We start from the raw sequence: 16,827 nt of genomic DNA, 5'->3' as shown, positions 1-16,827 counted from the left end.
CCTGGGTGCCTTCAATTACCGCTTCAACCGGCGCTTCAACTTGGCAACGATGACTGAGCGAGTGGTTCATGCCATCTGCAGCTGCGGCGCTCGGCCGGAACGCTTCTTGAGGAGTGCGGAGCCAGCTACCTAATCAAGTGTCCTTTTGCCCGAATTCCCAACACAAGATCAGCAAGGGTGAGTTTCGGATCATTGAATTTATCACAAACTTCCTAGGTAAACAACGCAGAATAATACCTATCCATACCGACTTTTCTCCCAAGTCCATTGCAACAGAAGTGATTTCCGTCACTGCACTTGAACGACTTCAAGGCGTCAAGGGGTGGCTTCCGCCAAATCTGCAAGACTTTTATCTTCGTAAGCAGTTGGGAGATCGATGGGATAAGCTCCTCTCAGAGCTCCATGAAGTCGCCGCAAGTCTTAAGCTCTAGAGGCAGTATCTGCGAGACGTCAGACGAGCTTGTCAAGAGCACTCGGATGAGTATCCTGAAGCAAGCAGGCTTCAGAGCATCAACAGCTATCAAGTATGCAGTAGTTATTGAGAAGGCTACCGAAGATCTCTCGGCCTATGTGAAGTACCTGGAAGGCCGTATCGCAACTGGCAACTCTGCCTCTGAAATTGAACAGCTTATTTTCGAGCAATTATGTTTTATTCGCTAGGTTTGCAGGAGGATGGCATCGAGATAGACGTAGGCGTAGGCGTAGCCGGACTCGTGGAGCAGCCGGTTCAGGAACGCCTGTACCTGCTGGTCGATGTCCTGGCAGATGCGGCTCACCTGGGACTTGGAGATACCGCTCGAGGCGCCCAGGGCCGCCACCAGGGTGTCCACTTTGCGGGTGGAGATGCCGCCGATGTAGGACTCCATCACCACCCCATAGAGGGCCTGATCGACGCGACGACGGGGCTCAAGAATCGAGGGAAGGAAGCCCCCGGTGCGCAGCTTGGGGATCAGCAGGTCGATGTCGCCCGCCTGAGTGGCCAGGGTGCGCGGCCGGTAGCCGTTGCGGTAGCCGAGCCGGTCATCGCTGCGCTCATGGCGCTCCGCGCCGAGCACGGCAGCGACCTCCAGCTCGATCAGCTGCTGCAGGCCGTGACGCTCCAGCTCCGGGATCAGCTCCCCGGAGGTGCTGCCATTCAGTAGCGGCGCCAGCTCAGTTGAGGCACGATTGGAACTGGCCATGGTTCGTCTGGTTGAGGTGGTTCTCGAACTAGGGAAACGGGCCTGCCCACCCCTTGCAACGCCAGCGGCTGAGTCGGGTCGCTGTGGTGCGCGCTCAACCCCTGCTACGCCGGGGTTGAGGTCCCCAGGGATTTACTACCAACACAGGGGACGCAAGCCATCGCCGAACGTCAGGGCGTCAGTGGCGAGATTGGCCTGGAGCTTTTGGCGTTGCAAAAGCAGCTGTTTGTTCAGTGGCATCAGTGGAAGGACGGCACAATCGATTGGGATCAGCTCCAGCAAAGCTGCCGGCCGATCCGCCTCCAGTTCGAGGGCACACTGCAGCGGGTGGTGGATCTGGGCTTTGCGCGCAAGGAGCGAACACCATGGGCCCAGACCGTGCACACCTTCCAGCATCTCCTACAGCGCAAAGAAGCCCTGTGGACTTTTCTGGATCACCCCGGAATCGAACCCACCAACAACGCCGCCGAGAGAGCACTGCGCCAGTCGGTCATCCAGCGCAAAATCAGCCTTGGCGTCCAGTCCGACAGCGGTGCCATCTGCCGCAGCCGATTGCTCACGGTTACCACCACCCTCAGGCAACAGGGCCGGGATACCTGGCAGTTCCTGGAGCTGGCCTGGATCTCCCATCACCGCGGCGGGCCGATGCCATCGCTGCTGATGGATCCCTGACCCAGCTGGCTTAGGTCGAGGTGCCTGCGGTCGCTTGGTGATGAGCGATCAGGGGTGGACAGATGCAGTCGGGCGTCCCGACCTCTGAATGCATACCACAAATCAGCCTACAAGCAGCAGTAATGCGGCTTTTTATATGCTGGCTGGAGCGGCCTGGAATCCTCATATTTCGAGGTGCCCTTATGGAGCTTCTGGCCAACAGAGGTAGGGACTCCTGAAAAACGACCGACGCAATATCACGCCGTAACGTGCATCTGAGCTGGGCTTGTGCAGGCTATGGCCACGTCTATGCGGTGACTGTGGCCAATCGTTGCATCGATCGTCGGTAATAGTCCAGACCTTGCCTGGTGAGGCATCGAGCCGGAGAAGGCTGCAGAGACATGCAAAAAGGAGCACAAGAAAGAGGCGGAGCAGCCTCAGGATCTTCTCGGTACACATCACCAGGAAACTCATGGGGATTGAGGTTGCCGCGCCGTGGGCGAGCCTCGCCATGATCAGCTTCAGTGAATACTTTCGCTTGTGACGTGACCCCCATCAGTGGTCCAGTACCTATGAGAGCTGATGGGGGTCACGTCAATTGAACGACAAAATCTGTGAAAAGATCAACTGGATCAAACTTGTCTGGGAGGAGAGCGCATTGGTGATAAGGCAGGTCGTGGTAAGAGAACAAGGTTCCGATTGCCGCTGCCCTCTTCCTCAATCAGGTCCGTCAAGCCATTCATCTGAAAGTGGCCAACGTTGAAGCCTTCAGCAACCCTCGGCATCCGGATAGGGCCCCAGCGGCTCAGCGCACCATCGCCGCCACGTTGCCGCCATCGACGGTGAGCACGGCGCCGGTGCTGCACTCCAGCTTCGCCAGGGCCACAAACGCATCGGCCACATCACTGGCGCGCACTTCCCGCCCAAGCAGGTTGCCCGCCATGTACTCAGCTTCGCTGAGGCCGCGGGCGGTGGCGCGGGCCTGGATCATGGCGTCATCAAGCAGGCCGGAGCGGATGCGATCAGCGTTGACCCCATTGGCGCGGATCCCCTCGGCGCCACCCTCCAGGGCGTATTGACGCATCAGCGCCAGCAGGGCCGCCTTGGCGATGCCGTAGGCGCCGAAGCCGGGGCCAGGGTTGAGGGCCTGCTTGCTCACGTTGAACAGCAGCTGGCCGCCATGGCCCTGCTGTCGGAACACTGCAACCGCCGCCTGGGTGACCGACTGGTGGGCGAAGAGATTCAGTTCGAAGCTGGCACGCAGGAGGGGGTCCGGCAGATCGGCCATGGCGCCGCTCCAGGCGGCACCTGCGTTGCTCACCACGATGTCGAGGCCACCAAAGTGGGCCGTTACCGCCGCGATGGCCTGGCGCACCTGGGCCGGATCGGTGAGATCGCAGGCCAGGCCAAGAGACTGGCGGCCACAGGCCGCCGCCACGCTGCCGGCGGCGGCGCCATCGAGATCAAGCACCGCCAGTTCGGCCCCCTGGGCGGCGAAGGCCCGGGCGGTGGCGGCACCGATCGCTCCAGCCCCACCCGTCACCAGCACCACCTGGCGGGCCAGGGGCTTCTCGCTGCCCTTGCCGAGCTTGGCTTGCTCCAGGCTCCAGTACTCCATGTCAAAGGTGTCGTCTTCGCCGACGGGGGAGAACGAACCGAAGGCTTCGGCGGCCAGCAGGGTGCTGGCCCAGGCTTCGGCGATGTCGGCGGTGACGGTGGCGGCAGCGGCGCTGGTGCCGACCCCGATCAGGCCGAGGCCCGGGATGGCCACCACCCGCGGCAGGGGATCAAGCGGTTGCTTGTAGCCACCCACCCGGCTGTTCTGGCGTGCGAAGTAGGCGCGGTACGCGTCGGCATAGGCCACGAGGGCCTGATCCACCGCCGCCTTCCAGGCGCTGAGCGCACTGGGCTGATCGGCGGCTGGCGCAGGCGGCAGCACCAGCGGGCGGGCCTTGGTGCGAATCACATGGTCGGGGGTGGCGACGCCACGGCTGGCCCAGTCAGCCAGGCGCCTGTCATCAACCAAGGCACGAACCTGCCCGCCACTGCGCAGATCGAGCAGCCAGCGGCAGGGCAGGGCAGCGGCGGTGGCGGCCCGGCCGAGGCTGCCCCGCAGCAGTGGCAGCACGGTCGCCGCTGATGCGGCTGGGCTCGGCAGGGGCATGGGATCGAAGGAGGCCGGCTTGCGGCCGAGGGCCTGCTCGGCTTGGCTGACCAGGTCGATCATCCGCCCGTAGCTCTGCTTGGCGCTGGCCCCGAACGAAAACAGGCCGTGCTGGAGCAGCACCAGGCCCTCCAGTTCCTGACCGCGGCCAGCGGCGGCGGCCGCTGCGGCTTCATAGGCCTCGGCAGCCGCCTTGGCCAGGGCGAAGCCGGGCATCACGTAGGGGACCAGGGCGACCCGATCACCGAACACCTCCCGGCAGACCCCGGCCGCGTCGCCCTGGTCGGCCAGGGCCAGCAGGGCGATCGAATGGGTGTGGTCGACGAACCGGTGGGGCAGGAAGGCATGCAGCAAAGCCTCCACCGAGGGGTTGGGGGCCGCCGGGTCGATCAGGTTCTGGCGCTGGGCCGCCACCATGGCTTCATCGCTGAGGGCCTCCAGAGCCCGCAGGGCAAGCAGCGGTTCGAGTCTCACCGCCGGGTGGCCGGGGGGTTCGATCGTCGCCAGGTCCCAGCCGGAGCCCTTGACGCACAGCACCGGCACTGTTTCTCCCAACAGACCCGTGACCGTGGTTTTCACCGAGGTGTTACCGCCCCCGTGCAGCACCAGCTCGGGATCGGCCCCCAGCAGGCGGGCCGAGTAGGTGCGCAGCGCCAGGGTTTCGCTCACGCCTTGGGCGCCGTAGCGGACGATGGCAGCGGCCGCTTCGGCGTCCGACCAACGGTTGCGGATCGGCATCGGCAGGGACTGGGTTCTGCCGGCGAGGCTACGGGGGAGGCGGGCGGAGTGGCTCGATGCCCATGCCCCACTCAGGGCGAGGGTGCCGTCCAACCCCTGCGCCGCAGTTCCAGGTCGAAGGCACGGCCCAGGGCAGCGCCGCCCTGCCAGCGCCAGCGCTGCCCCAGGCGCACCAGTTTGAAGCCCACCACGCCGCACCAGAGCAGAACGGACAGGGAGTGGGCGGCATCGGGATCCATCCCGGCCACTCTGACCGAAAACCGCAGCCTTTGGCCATGGGCACCAGGCCAGGTCACAATGCCGCCTCTGCCGGTTGATGTCCTGATGAATCAGGAGGGGGGGCTGTCGGCCCGGCTTACCAATGCGGGGTCCATCGCTTATCTCGAGCTGAGGGCCGTGGAGGCCTGGCTGGGTCCCCGCCCGGTGTTCAACGAGCTCAGCTTGCAGCTTCAGCTCGGTGAGCACACCGTGCTGCTCGGGCCCAACGGCTCCGGCAAGAGTTCATTGCTCAAGCTGCTCAGCCGCGAGCTCTACCCGGTGGTGAAGCCCGGCTCCCTGCTGAGGATCTTCGGCAGCGAAACGGTGAACCTCTGGGAGCTGCGCCGTCGCATCGGGATGGTGTCCGCCGATCTGCAGTCCGCCTACGGGGGTGGTGTGATCGCTGCCGATGTGGTGCTCTCCGGCTTCTTCGGATCCGTGGGCATCGGCCGCAGCCAGCAGCCCACCGCCGCGATGCAGGCGCGGGTGCGGGCATTGATGGAGGAGCTGGGGCTGGCCGCTCTCGCCCGTCGACCCTATGCCCAGCTTTCTGATGGTCAGCGCCGCCGCCTGCTGCTGGCCCGGGCCCTTGTGCACGACCCTGAACTGCTGGTTCTGGATGAACCCACCAACGGCCTTGATCTCCAGGCGAAGCACCAGTTGCTGGCGATCCTGCGGAAGCTGGCCGGCTCCGGCACCACCCTGCTGCTGGCCACCCACCAGATCGAGGCGATCATTCCCGAGATCAGCCGCGCCGTGCTGCTGTCCCAGGGCCAGGTGGTGGGCGATGGTCCCACCGCCGAACTGCTCCAGGATGGCCCCCTCAGCAGCCTGTTCGGCACCCCCCTGCAGGTGCTGATGGCGAACGGCTATCGCCAGGTGCTGCCGGCCCAGGCAGTGGGACCCGCCGGGTGCACCCACGTACATTGACCACCGACTCCACGGCCAGCCATGCGCCCCTTGCCGCTGAACTTCGGACCCGGCAGCGACCTTCGCCGCAGCCTTGAGCAGTTGGCGATCGCCCAGCAGGCTCCCGGATTCGTGCTCGGTGTGGTGGGCAACCTCTCCAGGGCGGCCTTCCAGTGCCCCGGTGGTGGCGAGCCCACGGTGCTCCTCGGCGACCTGGAGATCATCACCCTCCAGGGCACCCTGTCTCCCCAGGGTGTCCACCTGCACCTGAGCCTCTCCGATTCCGACTGCCAGGTCTGGGGGGGGCACCTCGAGCCCGGCACCCTGGTGCTGAAGGGGGCCGAGCTGCTGGTGGGTTTTCTGGAGGCTCCCCTTCCATCGGCACCGCTTCCTGTTTCGGCCACCACCCCCCAGCACAAGCACCCCCGAGTCGAGGTGGCTGTTCTGAGTGGATGCCCCTGGTCGGCCAGCGCCCTGCGGATCCTGCGCACCCTTGGAATCCCCCATCAGGTGCACTGGGTCAACGGCGATGCCCAGCGCCGGGAGCTGGAGCTGCGCAGCGGCAGCAGCTCCCTGCCGCAACTGTTCATCGACGGGGAACCGATCGGCGGCTATGACCAGCTGGCCGAGCGACATGGCCGTGGAGAGCTGGCACAGTTGCGCTGACACCGATCAGGAGCCAGCCGGCGAGGCCAGCAGGGTGCGAAACCCCTGGAGTCGTGTTTCCACCAGCTCTTCACTGCGCTCCCAGAGGCTTTCGAAGGAGAAGAACGCCACCCCGAGACCCCGTTGTCTTGCCGCCTGAGCCTGGGCAAAAATTCGCTCCATCGGCACTGGAGACTGGCGTTGACCGGCCATGATCCCGATTGCCGTGGGCAGCAGGGTGCGGCTCTCCTCCAGCTCAGGGCGGTTCAGTTCGGAGGCGAAACTCTCCAGGTCTGGCCGGTAGACCTGCACCACCACTTCATCAATCAGCCCCCGCCGCACCCAGACCAGCCAGTTCTGCAGTTGAAGCTTGAAGGCAAAGTCGTGGTAATTGGGTGAAATCGAAACCAGAACCTGGGGCTTCTGGCTGCGGATCACCTGTCGCAGTTCAGCCAGAAAGGCGGTGATCCGGTCGGCCCGCCACTGGACCCAGGCGGGGTTCGTTGCCTCGGCCGGTGGCGGCTTCTTCGTTTCGAGGCGGACCTGCTCCACGGTGAATGGGTCATAGCCGAAGGCGTTCGGCAAGCTGAAGTGGTCATCGAACTGAAGGCCATCGGCGTCGTACCCCGAGACAACCTCCAGCACGAGCTCGCTCAGGAAGGTCTTCACTTCCGGGTGGAAGGGATTCAGCCAGGCCACCTCTCCTGCCGCGCTGATCGAGGTGGTGCCGCCTGTGCGGGTTCGGGACAACCAATCCGGATGCAGCCTTGCGATCTCCGACCCAGGCGGCACCATGAAGCCGAATTCGAACCAGGGGATCACCCGTAGACCCCTGGCATGGCCCTGGCTGACCAGCTCTTCCAGCAGGTCCTGGCCCTGCAGCCCCCGGAAGGTGAATGACTGAAAGCCCCGGCGTTGCATCGCCACACTCGGGTAGTACGTCATGCCGCTGTTCCACATCACCGGATAGATCGTGTTGAAGCCCGATCGGCTCAGTTGATCGAGGGCGATTCCGAGCCGCTGGCGATCCCGCAGGATGGGCATGTCGTTGGCGGTCATCCAAACGCCGCGAACCTCCACCGCTCTGGGCTCGGCCACGCCTGGCAGCCAGAACGCCGAAAGCTGCACGAGCAGGACAGTGAGCAGAAGCAGTAACGGCAGCTGCAAGGGTTGATGTTTCATCGGTTGATCCCGGTGTCGCTTCCCGGCAGGGGGACTCCACCCATCGTGCCCTCGGAGGCCTAGCTTTTTGCCCATGCCGATCATTCGTGCGGAGGGCCTCTCCAAGACCTATCGGGTCGCTGACAAGCAGCCTGGGCTGCTGGGCACCCTGCGCCATTTCGTCGCCCGTCGCCATCGCGATGTGGTGGCGGTGAGCGGGGTGAGCTTCACGATCGAGCCTGGCGAGATCGTGGGATTTCTGGGCCCCAACGGCGCCGGCAAGACCACCACCCTGAAGATGCTCAGCGGCCTGATCCACCCCAGTGCCGGCACGGTGGAGGTGGCCGGCTGTGTCCCCTTTCGTCGCCAGGGTCGCTTTCTGCATCAGATCTCCCTGGTGATGGGCCAGAAGCAGCAGCTGATCTGGGACCTGCCACCACTCGATTCATTGCGGGTCAATGCCGCCGTCTACGGCATCGATGACGCCGAGGCCCAGCGCCGCATCGCCGAGCTGGCTGAGATGCTCGAGCTCGGCGTCGAGCTCACCCGCCCGGTGCGCAAGCTCTCGCTCGGGGAACGGATGAAGGCGGAGCTGCTGGCGGCCCTGCTGCATCGTCCGTCGGTGTTGTTTCTGGATGAACCCACCCTGGGGCTGGATGTGAATGCCCAGGCCCGGGTGCGCCGCTTCCTCGCGGACATCAACCGCCGCACCGGCACCACCGTGTTGCTCACCAGCCATTACATGGGCGATATCACCGCCCTCTGCCCTCGGGTGCTGTTGATCCACCAGGGTCAGCTCTTCTTCGACGGCCGTCTTGATGCGCTCACCGAGCGGCTCACCCCCTGCCGTGAGGTGCGGCTTGAGCTGGCCGAACCGCCACAGGCCGCCGCCTTCGCCTCCTTCGGTGCACTTGAATCCCTGGAGGGACGCAAGGTGCGTCTGCTGATCCCCCAGGAGCAGCTCACCGATGCCGTCGCCCGTCTGCTGGCCAGATTTACGGTGCTGGACCTGGAAGTGAGCGAACCGCCGATTGAAGAGTTGATCGGCCGGTTGTTCCAGCTGGGAGTCGTGGGATGAGCCGTCACCATCTCCCGCTCCGCTCCATTCGGCATGTCCTGCGTCTCACTCGGGTGCTGCTCTCCAGCCAGTACGCCCTGATGCTGGAGTTCCGAGCCGAGATCGTGCTCTGGGCTCTCTCCGGGGTGTCGCCCTTGATCATGCTCGGCCTCTGGAGCGGCTCCGGTGTGGTGCCGATCGCGGGTTTCACCTCCCAGCGGTTGGTGCACTATTTTCTGGCCGCCTTCGTGGTCCGTCAGTTCACGATCGTCTGGGTCATCCATGCTTTCGAGGAAGACGCTCTGCAGGGTCGCCTGTCGCCGGCCTTGCTTCAGCCGCTGCACCCTTTCTGGCGCTACCTGGCGGCCCATGTCTCCGAGCAGGTCACCAGGCTGCCGTTCGTGCTGGCGATTGTGGGGATGGTGGCCCTGCTGCATCAGGCGGCCCTGTGGTGGCCGCCGCCAGCCGCTTTGCTGCTGGCGTTTCTGGCCACCCAGCTGGCCTTCCTGGTGCGTTTCGCCATCCAGAGTGCCCTCACCATGCTCTGTTTCTGGAGCGAGCGGGCCGCGGCCCTGGAGCGCCTGCTGTTGATTCCCTATCTCTTTCTCTCCGGCCTGGTGGCTCCCCTTGAGGCTTTCCCCGAGCCGATTCGCGATTTCGCCCTGCACACCCCTTTCCCCTGGATGGTCTGGTTCCCGGCCCAGCTGCTCAGCGGCGGTGCCGTACCCGTGCTCCAGGGCTTCGGTGTTCTGGCCGGCTGGGGACTGGTGTTCGTGCCGATCGCCGCCCTGCTCTGGCGTGCCGGCCTGCGTCGCTATTCGGCGATGGGAGCCTGATGGCCGCCTCCCTCGTCGTCCGGGCACGTCGCTACCTGCTGATTCTGGGGCGATTCTGGACGGCCTCCCTGGCGGCGGAGCTGGAGTATCAGGCCAACGTGGTGATCGAGCTGCTGGCGGTGATCGCCAACCTGGCAGGCAGCCTTTTCACCCTCTCGCTCTTTTACGGCCACGGCCACGATCTGGGGGGCTGGAGCTGGGACGCCGCCCTGGTGGTGCTCGGCCTTTACACCCTGCTGGATGGACTGACCACCACCCTGCTGCAGCCCAACCTCAGCACGATCGTCACCCACGTGCGCACCGGCACCCTGGATTTCGTGCTGCTCAAGCCCGTCGACAGCCAGTTCTGGCTCTCGACTCGCACCATCTCCCCCTGGGGTCTGCCGGGACTGATCGCCGGGGCGGTGCTGGCGATGGTGGCCGCCGTGCGTGCCGGTGCCCCCCTTGATCCACTCAGCCTGAGCACCGCCGCCCTGTTGCTGATCGCCAGTGCCCTGATCCTCTACAGCCTCTGGTTCGTGCTGGCGGCCACCAGCATCTGGTTCGTCAAGGTCTGGAACGCCACCGAGGTGTTGCGCTCAGCCCTGGTGGCCGGTCGCTATCCAGTCAGCGCCTACCCTGCCGGCCTGCGGCTGTTTTTCACGGTGGTGTTGCCGGTGGCATTCCTCACCACCGTGCCCGCCGAAGCCATCCTGGGGCGCGCTTCGCTGGCTTGGCTTCTGCTCAGCCTGGCGGTGGCGGCCCTCAGCCTGCTGATCAGCCGCCGCTTCTGGAGCTTCGCCCTGCGGTTCTACACATCGGCGTCGAGCTGAGCCGGACGGGCAGGGCAGATTTCGATCACGCCATTCTTCTCGAGATAAGCGATCACCTGAGCCACGGATTCCTCCAGGCTCTGCCGTCCGGTCGGCACCTCGAGCTCGGCTGCTTCCGGAGCTTCATAGGGGCTGGAGATGCCTGTGAAATCCTTGATCAGTCCGGCACGGGCCTTGGCATAGAGGCCCTTGGGGTCGCGGCCCTCACAGACATCGAGATCGGCGGAGCAGTGAATTTCGATGAAATCCTCCGGCTCCACCAGGGAGCGGGCCTTGCGGCGATCAGCCCGAAACGGGGAGACGAAAGCGGTGAGCACGATCACGCCCGCATCGAGAAACAGCTTGGCCACTTCGCCGATCCGGCGGATGTTCTCCTCCCGGTCGGCATCGGAGAAGCCGAGGTCGTGGCACAGCCCGTGGCGCACGTTGTCGCCATCGAGCACATAGGTGGCCAGGCCGCGGGCGAAAAGCTCGGCGTTGAGGGCATTGGCAAGGGTGCTCTTGCCGCTGCCGGACAGGCCCGTGAGCCAGAGGATGGCGCTGCGGTGGCCCCGTTGTCCGGCCCGGCTGGCCCGGTCGATCGAGGCCTGATGCCAGACGATGTTGGTTGCGGCTCCGGAGTTGGAGGCGGCTCCGGTGGGAAGGGCGGTCATCAGAGGGGGAAAAAGGGATCGATGCCTGCCATCGCGGCAGCCGCTGCCTGGCAGAGGTCCTGGTGGGCAGCACCATGGCTGGCGATCAGGCAACCGGCCTGCCTGGAGTCGCCGGTGTTGTAAAGCAAGGGGCGGCCATCCGCATGGGTGAAGAATCCCCCCGCTGCCAGCAGCACCGCTTCCGGTGCGGCCATGTCCCAGTCCTTCGGTGCGGTGCGCCCTGACAGGGAGATGTAGAGATCGGTTTCGCCGCGCAGGATGGCGCCGATCTTGCCGCCGACGCTGCCGCGGGCGATGCCGTCTGCCACCCCCAGGCTGCTCAGCAACTGATCGAGGCGATCGTCGCGGTGGCTGCGGCTGGTGACCGGGATCAGCTCAGCCATGGCCCGGCGTGGGCTGAAGCGCACCGGTCGGCGATCGCCCGACGGGGATTCACACCAGGCCTTTGAGGATTCCCCGTCCACCAGCCCGAACCAGAGCTCGTCGAGCTCCGGCAGCACCACAACGCCGATCACCGGACGCTGCTGATGGATCAGGGCCAGGTGAACCGCATACTCGCCGGTGCCCTGTAGAAAATCCTTGGTTCCATCCAGCGGATCGAGGATCCAGAGCCAGTCGGCACAGATCGGCTCACCCTCGGTCCACTGGCAGGCCGTTTCCTCGCTCAGCAGGGTCCAGGCGGCGGCGGGGAAGGCTCGGCCGAGGCCGGCAAGCAGGTGATCGTTCACCGCCAGATCAGCAGCTGAAACAGGACCTTTGGGATCATTCTCGACAGAGAGCACGGCCGGATAGCCGAAGGGGGGCTGTTGGCCGCGGGCGTAGGCCCGCAGAATCGCCGCAGCTTCCCAGGCCAGCTGCCGCACGACGGCCAGGACCGCTTCGATCTCGAGGCCGGCCGGCAGCAGATCAGCCGGCTTCACGCAACACCTCCACCACGCTACGGAAGGCGAACCATTCCGGGATGTCCTCACCACCGCGCAGCATCTTGCGGAACTGGGTACCGCTCAGTTTGCGGATGTGCAGGCCGCGTGCTTCGGCATGCTCGGCGGTGACATAGCCCTCCTCCTCGGTGTACACGAGGTTGAGCGACGGCACCGTTTCCATCCCCAGCTCACTGGCGTGGTCGCGAGCGAAATCCTGGGCCTGGTAAGGGCCATAGAAATCATCTCCAGTGAGAGACGATTTGCAGCCGGCCATGTCTCGGCCGATGATGAAGTGTGTGCAGCCGTAGTTCTTGCGAATGATCATGTGCTGGAGGGCCTCTCGCGGGCCGGCCATGTGCATCGCATAAGGGAGGTACGCCCAGCGGATGCGCGGATTGGCCACTTCAGCGGCCAGGCGCTCGTAGGTCTGGAAGCGGACGGGTCCGGCGATGTCATCTTCCTGGGTGGGTCCGCAGGTGGGATGAACCAGCACCACCGCTTCGGAGCTCACGTTGGTGGCGTGGAGGGCGCGGGTGAACAGTTCGTAGTGGGCCCGGTGGATCGGGTTGCGGCACTGGAACGCCACCACGTCCTGGTTGTCGGGCAGATCGGCTCTCACCTGGGCCGGGGTCCGGCAGGGGAAGGGGCGACTGGGCAGCTCGAGGCCCTGTAAGGCGCCGCCGAGATAGAAGCGGCCTCGCTCCGAGCAGATCATCCGCACGGCGGGATGTTCGATCGAGGTTGTGCCATAGCAGCCTGCCGCCTCCCGCACCTTGTCGGGCTCCCAGCGACTCTCCACGGTCAGCACCGCCAGATCCTGGCCCTTGTAGGTGAGCAGCAGCCGATCGCCGATGGCGATGCTCCCGTCGTCGGTGTCCATCACGATCGGCAGACCGAACAACAGGCCGGAGCTGGTGCGGTGCCCGGCCACCACAGCTTCGTAGTCGTCTTCGTGCATGAAGCCGAGCAGGGGGGAGAAACCCCCCACCATCAGCAGTTCCACATCGCAGGCATTGCGGTCGGAGCACTCCAGCGGTCGATCGACCGCGGCCTTGACGGCATCGCGCTGGCCTGAGGGAACCTGCAGATCAACCAGCCTGCCTCCGTGGGCGGCAATCAGACCGCGCCTGGACCGATCGGCAATGGGAGGGTCGGAGAGCATCAAGTCCTGGCAGGGGAAAGGCGCCATTCAGCTCAATGGCCAGGTGATGCTACGGCGATGGATGGAGATATTCAATCCAGCCGAGCGCATTTTTGTAGTGGGTCCTCTCTGTTCTGGATCCGTCGCAGCCAGTCCAGGTGGGCAAGGCTCCACGCCACCGTGGCGGCCAGGCCTGCCTCAAACGGATGGCGTGGCCGCCAGCCGAGTTCCCGCTGGATCCTGCCGGCGTCGATGGCATAGCGGCGGTCGTGGCCGGGCCGGTCGGTGACCGGCGTGATCAGGCGGGAGTGGGGCAGGCCAGCTGGCTGGAGCTCGTCCATCAAGCCGCAGATCGCTTCCACCACCTGGGTGTTGCTGCGTTCAGCATGGCCGCCGACGCAATAGCTTTCGCCAACGGCTCCCTGGCATGCCGCCAGCAGCAGGGCCTCGACATGGTCGTCGACATACAGCCAGTCACGCACATTGGCCCCATCGCCATAGAGCGGGATCGGCTGCCCAGAGGCTGCTTTGAGGATCACCACGGGGATCAGTTTCTCCGGGAACTGCCACGGCCCGTAGTTGTTGCTGCAGTTGGTGAGCACCACCGGCAGGCCGTAGGTGTGGTGCCAGGCCTTCACCAGGTGATCACTGGCGGCCTTGCTGGCGGAATAGGGCGAGCGTGGGTCGTAGGCGGAGGCCTCCGAAAACAGCCCATCCGGCCCGAGCGAACCGAAGACCTCATCGGTGCTGATGTGATGCAAGCGGAACTGGTTCCTGCGTTCCCCTGAGAGCCCCTCCCAGTGGGAACGCACCGCCTGGAGCAGATGAAACGTGCCTTGCACGTTGCTGGCGATGAAGGCGCCGGGCCCCTCGATCGAACGATCCACGTGGCTTTCGGCCGCCAGATGGAGGATCAGATCAGGATCGGCCAGGCTCACCGCCTCCTTCACTGCAGCGGCATCGGTGAGATCTACGGCCAGCAATCGATGCCGGCCTTCCCCGGCCTCTCCCAGCTGAGACAAGGTGGCCTCGATGCTGGTGAGATCACTGGCGTAGCCCATCTTGTCGAGATTGAACACCGTGACACTGGATGCCTGCAGCAGCCGGCGCACCACGGCGCCACCGATGAAGCCGGCGCCCCCCGTGACCAGAATCCGGCTTCGGCCGGCCAGAAGGGTGGTCAGATCCATTGGTTCATTCAGTGGCAATGTCATCGCAGGAGGTGGTGGGAGGACGCTCTAGGCAGCGACCTGGTGATCGCTGGCAGCAGCGGTGATCTGCTCCAGCACCTCCGCCAGGGCGTCGCCCCAGTGGTGAGGTTGCTGATCGAGCGCTGCGCGGCTGGTCACGCAGTCGAGCAGGGAATAGCTCGGGCGCTTCGCTGGTGTGGGGTAGTCGGTGCCACTCAGGGGCCTCACCTCAGCGGCTTGTTCCAGCAGCCCGGCTGATGTCCCCAGAGATCCGATAGCGATCGCGAAGTCATACCAGCTGGCGGCACCGGCATCACTCCAGTGCAGCCAGCCCCCCACCTCCCGGTGGATCACAGCCCAGCAGGCGGCCGCCAGGCCGATCGTGCTGGTGGGACAGCCCACCTGATCGGCGACAACGCCAAGGGGCTGGCCCGCGGCCGCCTGGCGGCGGTGCAGCTCAAGCATCGTCCGGCAGAAATTCTTCCCGACCGGCCCGTACACCCAGCTGGTGCGCAGGATCGTGGCGCGCTCAGGTCCGAGTCGGTCGATCACAGCCCTTTCCCCCGCGGCCTTGCTGCGGCCATACGCCCCGAGAGGATTGGTGGGCTGCTCGGGGCGATAGGGATGGCCCTGGGCGCCATCGAAGACGAAGTCGGTGCTGATCTGCAGCAGGCGGCCTCCGCTCTGGGCAAGGGACTGGGCAAAGGCCTCGGGGGCGAGGGCATTCACCGCATGGGCCCGTTCCGGTTCGCTTTCGGCCTGATCCACCGCCGTGTAGGCGCCGGCATTGAGCACCCAGTCGGGCCTGTGCTGGTCGACGAATCGACGACAGGCATCGGAATCGGCCAAGTCGAGCTGATCCCGGCCGGTGGCGATCAACTGCCAGTTTCCGGGGGCAGCCCTCAGCAGCGCCTGGCCAAGCTGGCCATCTTTGCCGGTGACCACCACCTTCATGGAAACAGCTCGGCGGCGGCGAATCCAGCTGCATTAGCATCTTTCTCCGATTGAATCGGGCTGGCCAGATCCAGGGCTGCCAGGGGCCAGTCAATCGCCAGGGTTGCGTCGTTCCAGAGGATCGAGCGCTCGCAGCTGCGGTTCCAGAGGCCACTGGCCTTGTAGAGAACTTCGGCTGATTCACTCAGGGCGAGGAAGCCGTGGGCAAAGCCGGGCGGCACCCAGAGGATGCGCCGATTCTCCGCACTCAGGCGTTCCCCGATCGATTGCCCGAAGCTGGGTGAGGAGCGACGAAGATCAACGATCACATCATGGATTTCACCAGCAACGCAGCGCACCAGTTTTCCCTGCGGTGCCGGCGGAAGCTGGTAGTGGAGCCCCCGCAGAACGCCACGGCGGGAGAGGGAGTGATTGTCCTGGAGGAAAATTGGCGCCTCCGCTTCGCTGACGCCAAGGGCTGCCGCGAAAGCCCTGGCATTCCAGCTTTCGAAAAAGAATCCCCGTTGATCGCTGAATAGGCTCGGGGTGAGCAGCAGGGGGCCTTCGATCGAAAACGACTGAACCTCCATCACTGGATTCCTGCTGCCACCGAGTGATCGATCAATTCCGCTGATCGTTCCGCCAGCAGGCGGAGCAGGTAATGGCCGTAGCCACTCTTCTTGAGCGGCTGGGACAGCCTCTCCAGTTGTTGGTCGTCGATCCAGCCCTGACGCCAGGCCACCTCTTCCGGGCAACCAACCTTCAGACCCTGACGATGCTCAAGGGTGCGGATGTAACTGGCAGCGTCATGGAGTGAATCCGGGGTTCCGGTATCCAGCCAGGCCATGCCGCGGCCCATCAGCTCCACGTGAAGCAACCCTTCACTGAGGAATTGTTGATTCAGATCCGTGATTTCGAGTTCGCCGCGGGCCGAGGGGATCACCTGTCTGGCCCGCTCGACGACGGTTTCGTCATAGAAATAAAGGCCGGTGACGGCATAGTGGGACCTGGGTCTGGCGGGCTTCTCTTCAAGGCTCAGCACCTTCCCATTGCCAGAAAATTCAACGACTCCGTACCGCTGAGGGTCGCTGACTCTGTAGGCGAACACAGTGGCTCCTATGTCTTTGGCATTTGAGGCCTGCAGTTGCTGGGCCAGCTCATGGCCATGGAAGAGGTTGTCCCCCAGCACCAGGGCGGCCGAGGCCTGATTCAGAAACGATTCACCGATCAGAAAGGACTGGGCCAGTCCATCCGGGCTGGGCTGGATGGCGTACTGAATCTCAATGCCCCAGCAGCTTCCATCGCCAAGCAGGCGCTCGAAGGCCTCTCGATCCACTGGCGTGGTGATGATCAGAACCTCGCGAATCCCGGCCAGCATCAAGGTGCAGAGCGGGTAGTAGATCATCGGCTTGTCATACACCGGCATCAGCTGCTTGCTGACGGCGGTGGTGAGCGGGGCAAGCCTCGTTCCACTTCCCCCCGCCAGGATCAATCCCTTGCGCCTGCTGGTCGGTCCGGGTTGCAGCCCCATCGCAGCAATCGATCAAGCTTGGTTGGCGATGACCTTAAGCTATG

Annotated in this window: 18 protein-coding genes and 1 pseudogene; 8 read left to right on the top strand and 11 right to left on the bottom strand. The window is 64.7% G+C overall.

Translation table 11 applies throughout. From position 1 onward, the window contains the following. Nucleotides 1–133, top strand: a pseudogene (locus KQ307_RS13805) (IS1595 family transposase); the annotation flags it as partial. 344 nt (nt 134–477) lie between these two features. Beyond that, nucleotides 478–660 (top strand): hypothetical protein, encoded by a 183-nt coding sequence (locus KQ307_RS13800; RefSeq protein ID WP_259728310.1) that lies wholly within the window; start codon nt 478–480, stop codon nt 658–660. Here KQ307_RS13800 and KQ307_RS13795 read toward each other — a convergent pair. Next, nucleotides 657–1,181 (bottom strand): transposase, encoded by a 525-nt coding sequence (locus KQ307_RS13795; protein WP_399241887.1) that lies wholly within the window; start codon nt 1,179–1,181, stop codon nt 657–659. The genes KQ307_RS13800 and KQ307_RS13795 overlap by 4 nt on opposite strands. Nucleotides 1,182–1,391: 210 nt before the next feature. Here KQ307_RS13795 and KQ307_RS13790 point away from each other — a divergent pair, with 210 nt between their 5' ends. Beyond that, on the top strand, nt 1,392–1,853 hold the full coding sequence (locus tag KQ307_RS13790; protein ID WP_259728309.1) for a transposase: 462 nt from the start codon (nt 1,392–1,394) through the stop codon (nt 1,851–1,853). Between the two features lie 784 nt (nt 1,854–2,637). Here the strand turns inward: KQ307_RS13790 and KQ307_RS13785 are convergent. Together KQ307_RS13785 and KQ307_RS13780 are read right to left on the bottom strand one after the other, a co-directional pair. Then, nucleotides 2,638–4,827 (bottom strand): bifunctional aldolase/short-chain dehydrogenase, encoded by a 2,190-nt coding sequence (locus tag KQ307_RS13785; protein WP_259728308.1) that lies wholly within the window; start codon nt 4,825–4,827, stop codon nt 2,638–2,640. Further along, complete coding sequence (locus KQ307_RS13780) at nt 4,806–4,973, bottom strand: hypothetical protein (protein ID WP_259728307.1); 168 nt, start codon at nt 4,971–4,973, stop codon at nt 4,806–4,808. The genes KQ307_RS13785 and KQ307_RS13780 overlap by 22 nt, the downstream gene beginning before the upstream one ends. 58 nt (nt 4,974–5,031) lie before the next feature. On the opposite strand from KQ307_RS13780, the gene KQ307_RS13775 reads away from it, so the two are divergent. Both KQ307_RS13775 and KQ307_RS13770 read left to right on the top strand, forming a co-directional pair. Further along, complete coding sequence (locus KQ307_RS13775; protein WP_399254089.1) at nt 5,032–5,922, top strand: ABC transporter ATP-binding protein; 891 nt, start codon at nt 5,032–5,034, stop codon at nt 5,920–5,922. Between the two features lie 21 nt (nt 5,923–5,943). Further along, nucleotides 5,944–6,567 (top strand): PCC domain-containing protein, encoded by a 624-nt coding sequence (locus tag KQ307_RS13770; protein ID WP_259728305.1) that lies wholly within the window; start codon nt 5,944–5,946, stop codon nt 6,565–6,567. A gap of 6 nt (nt 6,568–6,573) precedes the next feature. Here KQ307_RS13770 and KQ307_RS13765 read toward each other — a convergent pair whose 3' ends face one another. Next, on the bottom strand, nt 6,574–7,728 hold the full coding sequence (locus tag KQ307_RS13765; protein ID WP_259728304.1) for a glycoside hydrolase family 10 protein: 1,155 nt from the start codon (nt 7,726–7,728) through the stop codon (nt 6,574–6,576). Nucleotides 7,729–7,807: 79 nt separating this feature from the next. Between KQ307_RS13765 and KQ307_RS13760 the strand changes: the two genes are divergently transcribed. Genes KQ307_RS13760 through KQ307_RS13750 form a run of 3 tightly spaced genes read left to right on the top strand, consistent with a single transcriptional unit; the run spans nt 7,808 to nt 10,412 of the window. Further along, complete coding sequence (locus KQ307_RS13760; RefSeq protein ID WP_259728314.1) at nt 7,808–8,785, top strand: ATP-binding cassette domain-containing protein; 978 nt, start codon at nt 7,808–7,810, stop codon at nt 8,783–8,785. Further along, entirely contained in the window at nt 8,782–9,600 is an 819-nt protein-coding gene (locus tag KQ307_RS13755) for an ABC-2 family transporter protein (protein WP_259728303.1), read from the top strand. Before KQ307_RS13760 ends, KQ307_RS13755 begins: the two co-directional genes overlap by 4 nt. Beyond that, entirely contained in the window at nt 9,600–10,412 is an 813-nt protein-coding gene (locus KQ307_RS13750) for an ABC transporter permease (RefSeq protein WP_259728302.1), read from the top strand. Before KQ307_RS13755 ends, KQ307_RS13750 begins: the two co-directional genes overlap by 1 nt. On the opposite strand, the gene cysC is transcribed toward KQ307_RS13750, so the two are convergent. The 7 genes from cysC to rfbA all read right to left on the bottom strand — a co-directional run bounded on the left by cysC (nt 10,391) and on the right by rfbA (nt 16,783). After that, entirely contained in the window at nt 10,391–11,065 is a 675-nt protein-coding gene (gene cysC / locus KQ307_RS13745; RefSeq protein WP_259728301.1) for an adenylyl-sulfate kinase, read from the bottom strand. The two genes, KQ307_RS13750 and cysC, sit on opposite strands and share 22 nt — an antisense overlap. Beyond that, nucleotides 11,065–11,985 (bottom strand): 3'(2'),5'-bisphosphate nucleotidase CysQ, encoded by a 921-nt coding sequence (locus KQ307_RS13740; protein ID WP_259728300.1) that lies wholly within the window; start codon nt 11,983–11,985, stop codon nt 11,065–11,067. Before KQ307_RS13740 ends, cysC begins: the two co-directional genes overlap by 1 nt. Further along, the gene (gene sat / locus KQ307_RS13735) at nt 11,972–13,150 is read right to left on the bottom strand and encodes a sulfate adenylyltransferase (RefSeq protein WP_259728299.1); all 1,179 of its coding nucleotides are present in this window, start codon (nt 13,148–13,150) and stop codon (nt 11,972–11,974) included. Before sat ends, KQ307_RS13740 begins: the two co-directional genes overlap by 14 nt. Before the next feature lie 71 nt (nt 13,151–13,221). Further along, nucleotides 13,222–14,319, bottom strand: a complete 1,098-nt coding sequence (gene rfbB, locus KQ307_RS13730; RefSeq protein ID WP_259728298.1) for a dTDP-glucose 4,6-dehydratase — start codon at nt 14,317–14,319, stop codon at nt 13,222–13,224. A 48-nt stretch (nt 14,320–14,367) separates the two neighbouring features. Beyond that, nucleotides 14,368–15,273: a dTDP-4-dehydrorhamnose reductase gene (gene rfbD, locus KQ307_RS13725; RefSeq protein ID WP_259728297.1), complete on the bottom strand. Its 906-nt coding sequence runs from the start codon at nt 15,271–15,273 to the stop codon at nt 14,368–14,370. Next, nucleotides 15,270–15,842: a dTDP-4-dehydrorhamnose 3,5-epimerase gene (gene rfbC, locus KQ307_RS13720; RefSeq protein WP_259728296.1), complete on the bottom strand. Its 573-nt coding sequence runs from the start codon at nt 15,840–15,842 to the stop codon at nt 15,270–15,272. The genes rfbD and rfbC overlap by 4 nt, the downstream gene beginning before the upstream one ends. Then, entirely contained in the window at nt 15,842–16,783 is a 942-nt protein-coding gene (gene rfbA, locus KQ307_RS13715; protein ID WP_259728295.1) for a glucose-1-phosphate thymidylyltransferase RfbA, read from the bottom strand. Before rfbA ends, rfbC begins: the two co-directional genes overlap by 1 nt. Between the last annotated feature and the right edge of the window lie 44 nt (nt 16,784–16,827).

The sequence above is a fragment of the Synechococcus sp. CS-1326 genome (assembly GCF_025128115.1).
GTDB lineage: Bacteria > Cyanobacteriota > Cyanobacteriia > PCC-6307 > Cyanobiaceae > Regnicoccus.
This window is presented reverse-complemented; position numbering and strand designations above follow the sequence as displayed.